Source organism: Nonomuraea montanisoli, assembly GCF_013363975.1.
Lineage (GTDB): Bacteria > Actinomycetota > Actinomycetes > Streptosporangiales > Streptosporangiaceae > Nonomuraea > Nonomuraea montanisoli.
This window is the reverse complement of sequence record NZ_JABWGN010000021.1, coordinates 141048-147671: the sequence shown is the minus strand read 5'-3', so window position 1 is coordinate 147671 and position 6624 is coordinate 141048. Positions and strand designations below refer to the sequence as shown.

8 protein-coding genes are annotated in these 6624 nt (G+C 71.7%); 4 read left to right on the top strand and 4 right to left on the bottom strand.

The window, feature by feature from the left end:
* Nucleotides 1-481 (bottom strand): RNA-guided endonuclease InsQ/TnpB family protein (locus HTZ77_RS40275; protein WP_175595036.1); only part of this gene is annotated, 481 nt, incomplete at its 3' end.
* A 122-nt stretch (nucleotides 482-603) separates the two neighbouring features.
* Here HTZ77_RS40275 and HTZ77_RS40270 point away from each other — a divergent pair.
* Nucleotides 604-993, top strand: coding sequence for a Fur family transcriptional regulator (locus tag HTZ77_RS40270; RefSeq protein ID WP_175595035.1), 390 nt, complete (start codon nucleotides 604-606; stop codon nucleotides 991-993).
* On the opposite strand, the gene HTZ77_RS40265 is transcribed toward HTZ77_RS40270, so the two are convergent.
* A complete protein-coding gene (locus HTZ77_RS40265) occupies nucleotides 933-1850 on the bottom strand; it encodes a DMT family transporter (protein WP_328809058.1) in 918 nt (305 codons plus the stop codon). The two genes, HTZ77_RS40270 and HTZ77_RS40265, sit on opposite strands and share 61 nt — an antisense overlap.
* 72 nt (nucleotides 1851-1922) lie before the next feature.
* On the opposite strand from HTZ77_RS40265, the gene HTZ77_RS40260 reads away from it, so the two are divergent.
* On the top strand, nucleotides 1923-2471 hold the full coding sequence (locus HTZ77_RS40260; protein WP_175595033.1) for a CGNR zinc finger domain-containing protein: 549 nt from the start codon (nucleotides 1923-1925) through the stop codon (nucleotides 2469-2471).
* Between the two features lie 95 nt (nucleotides 2472-2566).
* Here HTZ77_RS40260 and HTZ77_RS40255 read toward each other — a convergent pair whose 3' ends face one another.
* The gene (locus tag HTZ77_RS40255) at nucleotides 2567-3340 is read right to left on the bottom strand and encodes an isoprenyl transferase (protein ID WP_328809057.1); all 774 of its coding nucleotides are present in this window, start codon (nucleotides 3338-3340) and stop codon (nucleotides 2567-2569) included.
* Nucleotides 3337-4071 carry a DNA repair protein RecO gene (recO, locus tag HTZ77_RS40250; RefSeq protein ID WP_175595031.1) on the bottom strand — a complete coding sequence of 245 codons (735 nt, stop codon included), beginning with the start codon at nucleotides 4069-4071 and terminating at the stop codon, nucleotides 3337-3339. Before recO ends, HTZ77_RS40255 begins: the two co-directional genes overlap by 4 nt.
* Before the next feature lie 143 nt (nucleotides 4072-4214).
* Between recO and HTZ77_RS47875 the strand changes: the two genes are divergently transcribed.
* Both HTZ77_RS47875 and HTZ77_RS47870 read left to right on the top strand, forming a co-directional pair.
* Nucleotides 4215-5723, top strand: coding sequence for a CDP-alcohol phosphatidyltransferase family protein (locus HTZ77_RS47875; RefSeq protein WP_175595030.1), 1509 nt, complete (start codon nucleotides 4215-4217; stop codon nucleotides 5721-5723).
* Complete coding sequence (locus HTZ77_RS47870; RefSeq protein WP_175595029.1) at nucleotides 5720-6439, top strand: DUF5941 domain-containing protein; 720 nt, start codon at nucleotides 5720-5722, stop codon at nucleotides 6437-6439. Before HTZ77_RS47875 ends, HTZ77_RS47870 begins: the two co-directional genes overlap by 4 nt.
* Nucleotides 6440-6624 lie beyond the last annotated feature (185 nt).

Below are 6624 nucleotides of genomic sequence, written 5' to 3'. Positions count from 1 at the left end.
GCCCGCACGGGTCCCGGGAGACGGTCACCGTGGTCGGGTCGATCGAGGCCGGGTCCACGTCGGGCCAGGACCAGGTGAACGCCAGGGGCGCGTCCGTCTTCGCGAGGAACAGCCGCCCGTCACGGTAACGAAATCCCGATCGGGTGTACTCGGCCGACTGCCGTCCGGTACGGGACTTGTAGCGCGGATACCGGGCGCGTCCGGCGAAGAAGTTCGCGAACGCCGCCTGCTGGTGCCGGATCGCCTGCTGCAACGGCACCGACGACACCTCGTTCAGCCACGCCAGCTCGCCGGTGGCCTTCATCGCGGTGAGGTAGGCGTTCGCCTGGACGAAGCCGGTCTTCGCCTGCTCGGTGCGGTACCGGGCACGCCGCCAGGCCAGGGTGCGGTTCCAGACGACGCGTACGCACCCGAACGTGCGATTCAGCACGCCGGCCTGCTCAGGCGTCGGGTACGCCCGGCACTTGTACGCCGTCCTCACAGATCCATTCTGACGAATCACCCACGCAAGAATCACCCACTTCGCATGAAGCACGTGCGGGTGGTGTCCGGCTATCCTGCCCAGGGGTTGAAGCCCGGGGTCTCCAGCCTCAAGGAGTTTCGATGAGCACGAGACGCGATGCCGTGCACGACACACTTCGCCGAAACGAGGGGTTCCGCAGCGCGCAGGACGTCTACACCGAGATGCGCCAGCACGGCGCCAAGATCGGCCTGACCACGGTCTACCGCGCCCTGCAGGCGCTGGCCGACGGCGGGCAGGTCGACGTGCTGCGCACCGACGACGGCGAGTCCGTCTACCGCGCGTGCGCGAGCGGCGACCATCACCACCACCTGGTCTGCCGCCGCTGCGGTCACACCGTCGAGGTGGCGGGCCCGGCCGTGGAGCGCTGGGCCGAGGCGGTCGGCGGCGAGCACGGCTTCACCGAGATCACTCACACGGTCGAGGTCTTCGGCACCTGCGCGTCCTGCTCGGCCTCCGTGCGGGCCGGCTGAGCGCCGCGCGAGCCGTACAGGACGCCGAGGACGATCACCGCACAGCCGGCGAGCTGGAGCGGCGACGGGCGCTCGCCGAGCGTCAGCGCCGCCAGCGCCACGGTGGTCAGCGGCTGCACGAGCAGCAGCAGCGCGGTGAGCGCGGCCGGCTGCCTCGGCAGCGTGTACGTGATCAGCGACCAGCCGATCACCTGCGGCCCGAGCGCGAGCAGCAGCAGCCACCCGTGCGCGGGCCAGGCCGGGACGAGGTCGGCCCCGCCGAAGACCGGGCTCAGCGCCGCGATGGCGAGCGCGGCCACGACCGTGGCGTGCGCGAGGGGCCCGGCGGCCCGCTGCGAGCCGCCCTTCATCAGCAGCAGGAACCCGGCGTACGAGATCGAGGTCGCGGTGCCGGCCAGCGCGCCGAGCAGCGGGTCGGAGCCGTAGGCGGCGCTGTCGAACAGGCCCGAGATGAGCGCGACCCCGGCGAACACCACCGGCGTGGCGACCATGAGCCGCCCCGACGGCCGCTCCCGGAAGATCGCCCAGGCGGCGAACGCGACGATGAAGACCTGGAGGTTGCCGAGCACGGTGGCCAGGCCCGCGCCCACGTAGGCGATGGTGTGGTGCCAGAACAGCAGGTCGAGGGCGAACAGCAGGCCGGCCGCCCACGCGATGCCGGTCGCCCGGCGCCCGAGCGGGCCGAGCCGGCGGCGTTCGCGCCAGGCCAGGACGGCCATGGGCGGCACCGCGTACGCGCATCGGAAGAACGCCGAGGTGGCGGGTGCGACGTCGGCCAGCCTGACCAGAGGGGCGGAGGTCGAGATGATCAGCGCTCCGGCGATCGCGACCAGCACGATGCGGCGGTGTCCGCTCACGTATGACCCCCGAACGCGCAGACTAGAGATACGCTGCGTCCACGCTAGAATGGGCGCCAGACAGGAGTCAACATGCCGTTTGGCCATGACATGGTCTACTCGCTGGCCACGGTCGTCGAGCTGGTCAACACCTCGCCCTCGACCGGCGGCGATGACCGGCTGGCCGACCTCGCCACGCTCCGGGCGTTCGTCGAGGCGCGGCAGGTCAGCGGCATCACCACGCTCACCCCGCGCGACCTCGGCCAGGTGCGCCTGGTGCGGGAGGCGTTCCACCGGGTGTTCACCGCGCCCGACCAGCCGTCCGCGGTGCGCCAGCTCAACGCGCTGCTCTCCGAGACGCGGATCACGCCGCGGCTGACCGAGCACGACGGCCATCCGCTGCACGTCCACTACTTCGCGCCCGACGCGACGCTGTCGGAGCACCTGGCGGCCGACTGCGGGGTGGCGCTGGCCCACCTGCTCGTCGAGGGCGAGTGGGAGCGGCTGCGCACGTGCTCGGCGCCCGACTGCGACCGCGTGTTCGTCGACGAGTCGCGCAACCGCTCGCGCGTCTACTGCGACAGCCGCACCTGCGGCAACCGCATGCACGTCGCCGCCTACCGCGCCCGCCGCCGCGCCTGAGGTCTGCCCACGGACTCGACCCGCCCGATCGGATCTATCACGTACGCATCCATGGCGCGGCGTCCTGCCCCACGCGCGCCCGGTCCTCCGGACGCTCAGACCTGGTTGGGGATGGCGCCGCCGTAGCGCCGGTCGCGCTTGGCGAAGATCTCGCACGCCTCCCACAGGTCACGGCGGTCGAAGTCGGGCCAGAGCCGGTCGAGGAACACCATCTCGGCGTAGGCGGACTGCCACAGCAGGAAGTTGGAGAAGCGCTGCTCCCCCGATGAACGGACGAACAGGTCGACCGCCGGGATCTCCGGCTCGTCGAGGTAGCGGGCGAAGACCTTCTCGTCCACCTTCGACGGCTTGACCCTGCCCGCCGCGATGTCGCCGGCCAGCCTGACCGCGGCCTGCACGATCTCGGCCTGCCCACCGTAGTTGACGCAGAACTGCAGCGTCAGCTTCCGGTTGCGCTCGGTCATCTCCTCGGCCGCCTGGAGCTCGGAGATGACGCTCTTCCACAGCCGCCCGGGACGGCCCGCCCAGCGCACCCGCACGCCCATCGCGTTCAGCTCGTCGCGGCGCCGGCGGATGACGTCGCGGTTGAAGCCCATGAGGAAGCGCACCTCGTCGGGCGAGCGCTTCCAGTTCTCCGTGGAGAAGGCGTACGCGCTGAGGTACGGGACGCCCAGCTCCAGCGCGCCCTCGATGACGTCGAACAGCGACGCCTCGCCCGCCTTGTGGCCCTCGGTGCGGGGCAGCCCGCGAGCCTTGGCCCAGCGCCCGTTGCCGTCCATGACGATGGCCACGTGCCGCGGCACGAACTCGCGGGGGATCGGCGGCGGCGTGGCGCCGGACGGGTGGGGGGTCGGCGGTCGGACGTTCACACTGGCTCCCTTTCGACGTGTCGCAGAGAGCGTATTCCGTGTTCGAGGTGCCATTGGAGATACGCGGCGACCAGGCCGCTGCACTCGCCCCGATGACGCTGCTCCGACGCGTCGGCCGTCGCCCAGTCGCCGCGCAGCAGCGCCGTCATGAGGCCGATCGTCTCGATCGCCGGTACGGCCGCCCCCGCCGGACGGCAGGCGCCGCACACCACGCCGCCGGACACGATGGCGAACGCCCTGATCGCGGGCGCCCGGCACTTGGCGCACGCGTCGAGCGCGGGCGCGTAACCCGCCACCGCCAGCGAGCGCAGGAAGTAGGCGTCGAGGACCAGGCGCGGCTCGTGGACGCCCTCGGCCAGCGTGCGCAGCCCGCCCACCAGCAGCAGGAAGTGCCGCAGGGCCGGCTCCTTCTCGCCGTGGGTGAGCCGGTCGGCAGTCTCCAGCATCGCCGTGCCCGCGGTGTAGCGCGGGTAGTCGGAGGCCAGCGCCTCGCCGTACGGCCGGATCGTCTCGGCCTGCGTGACGACGTCGAGCGTGCGGCCCGTGTGGAGCTGCAGGTCGACGTGCGTGAACGGCTCCAGCCGGGCGCCGAAGCGCGAGGTGGTGCGGCGCACGCCCTTGGCGACGGCGCGCACCTTGCCCGTGCGCTTGGCCAGGATGGTGACGATGCGGTCGGCCTCGCCGAGCTTCTGCGTGCGCAGAACCACGCCTTCGTCACGGTAGAGACTCACTCGCCCATCTTATGGCCGCACGGTCTTTCTGTTACGGGACCGCGTCGGTGACGCGACTCTGCGCGACTCTCATTAGACTCAGACGCCTGTCCCCGCAATACCCCTAGTAGTTCATCCCCCCGCAACCGCCTCGAAAGGGAGTCATGACCCGCGTGGTCCTGCTGGGCTCTTCGCCCGGCCCCGACACCGCTCCTACCGGCCTGAGGCTCGCGGCACTGCCCGGCGGCCCGACCGTGGCAGAGCGACTGCGCAGCCAGATCCTGTCCCTGGATCCGCGGCCGGCGACCATCGAGTCCGACGACGTGGCCGCCGCCCTGCGCGCGCTGGCCGACGTCGCGGAGTCCGCGACCGAGAACCTGCTCATCCTGCCCGCCAACTCGGTGATCCACGACGAGCTCATCTACCAGATCACCAAGACCAAACGCGGCGCGCTGGCCCTCATCGCCAAGGAGCCCAGGCCGGAGGCGACCGACGAGGCGCAGGAGGACATCGTCCCGGTCGACGAGGCGGACCCCGAGATCGGCCTCCGGCGTTTCGAGGGGCTGCCCGTGCGCGCCCGCGCCGGCAAGTCCCGCATCGTCTCCGTCGGCACCGCCCACCACGCCGTGACCCGGCCCAACATGGTGGCGCTCGGCCCCCTGCACGTGAGCACCCGCAACGCGGCCGTCCTGGCCGAGGCGTGCCGCGAGATGGCCGGCATGACCCACCTGTTCGGCGAGGACGACGACCTGGTCCAGCTCCTGGTCTTCGGCCTGGTGCGCAAGGGCGTGTCGGTCGGCGTGCGCGGCCGGCGCGACCTGTACTTCCGCCGGGTGTCCACGCAGCAGGAGGCCGACGAGGCCGTCGCCGAGATGTCCGGCTACGACGAGGACCGGGCCCGGCTCAACAACGCGGTCAAGGGCGCCGACGGCTTCTTCACCACCTACTTCGTCTCCACCTACTCCCGTTTCATCGCCCGCTGGGCGGCCCGGCGCGGGCTGACGCCCAACCAGGTCACGCTCATCTCGATCACGCTGGGCGTGCTCGCGGCGGCGTGCTTCGCCACCGGCGACCGGCCGTGGATGGTGCTCGGCGGCGCGCTCATCTACTTCGCGTTCGTCTTCGACTGCGTCGACGGGCAGGTCGCCCGCTACGCCCGCAAGTTCGGCGTGCTCGGCGCCTGGCTCGACGCGACGTTCGACCGCTTCAAGGAGTACGTCGTCTTCGCCGGCCTGGCGATCGGCTGGGTCGTGTCGGGCAACGGCGACGACATCTGGATCCTCGCGCTGGCCGCCATCGGCCTGCAGTCGGTGCGCCACCTGCTCGACTTCTCCTACGGCGTCGCCAACCGGCGCAAGCCGCCGGCCCAGCTGCCCACGCTGCCGCTGACCGCGCCCGACGACCGCCCCCTGCGCAAGGCGCTGGAGCGCCGCCGGGTCGAGCGCAGCCAGGGCATCCGGGGCGTGCTGAAGATGTGGTCCAAGGCCGGGCGTTACCGCGCCGTCCACTGGGCGCGTAAGATGATCGTCTTCCCCATCGGCGAGCGGTTCGCGGCCATCGCGATCACCGCCGCCCTCTTCGACGCCCGCATCACCTTCCTCACGCTGGTGATCTGGGGCACCGTCGCCGCCCTCTACACCCTCACCGGACGCCTCATGAGGTCGCTCGCATGATCACCTACCCGCAGGCCGCCGCCACCCCCACGCCGGACCCCGACGAGGAACGCCGCCGCGTCCAGACCGCCCGCCTGCTCGCCTACCGCGACGACGGGCCCCTCGTCCACGCACTGTCCGGCCGCATCGGCAAGGGCCTGCCCCCGGTGCCCGCCACGCTGCTGGCGCTGGTCGCGGTCGCCGTCCTCACCGCGATCGGCCTGCCGTCGTCCGGGCCGATGCTGCTCGTGCCCGTGCTCGTCGTCCTCGTGCTCGTGCTGCCGACCGCGCCGCGCAACCACCTGGGCCGGCTCGACTGGCTCACCCCGCCGCTGCTGCGCGGCACCGAGTTCCTGACCATCATCGCGGTGGGCCTGGCGGCCGACGCGCCCAGGTGGCTGCTGTTCGTGCTCGTGTACGTGGTGGGCTACCACACCTACGACACCGTCTACCGCACGCGCCAGAGCATCTGGCCGCCCGCCTGGGTGTTCCACGCGGGGCTCGGCTGGGAGCTGCGGCTCCTGCTCATCGGCGCGGGCGCGGCGCTCGGCTGGCTGCCGCTGGTGCTGGCCCTGCTGACGGCCTACCTGTTCGTGCTGTTCGCGGTGGAGAGCGTGACGAGCTGGGTGCGCCTGGACAAGCAGTCCGCGCAGGCCGGCGCCGAGGCCGAGCAGGACCTGGAAGCCTCTCCCGAGGACGCCTTGGAGGCGGCCACCGGCGAGGCCGACAAGGGCTGACCTCCGGCAGGACTCCGTCCGGCGAGCCGGGGCGCGTGCGTGAGCACCGCCCCGGCTCGCTCGCGTTCACGCCGGATCGCTAAGGACGCCAGGGTGAGAGCGCTCTCTAACGTTGACACCACCGTCATGTCATGTTTACCTCACTGTAAGAGAGCGCTCTCTGAGGACCGGTCCAGCTCCGCCCC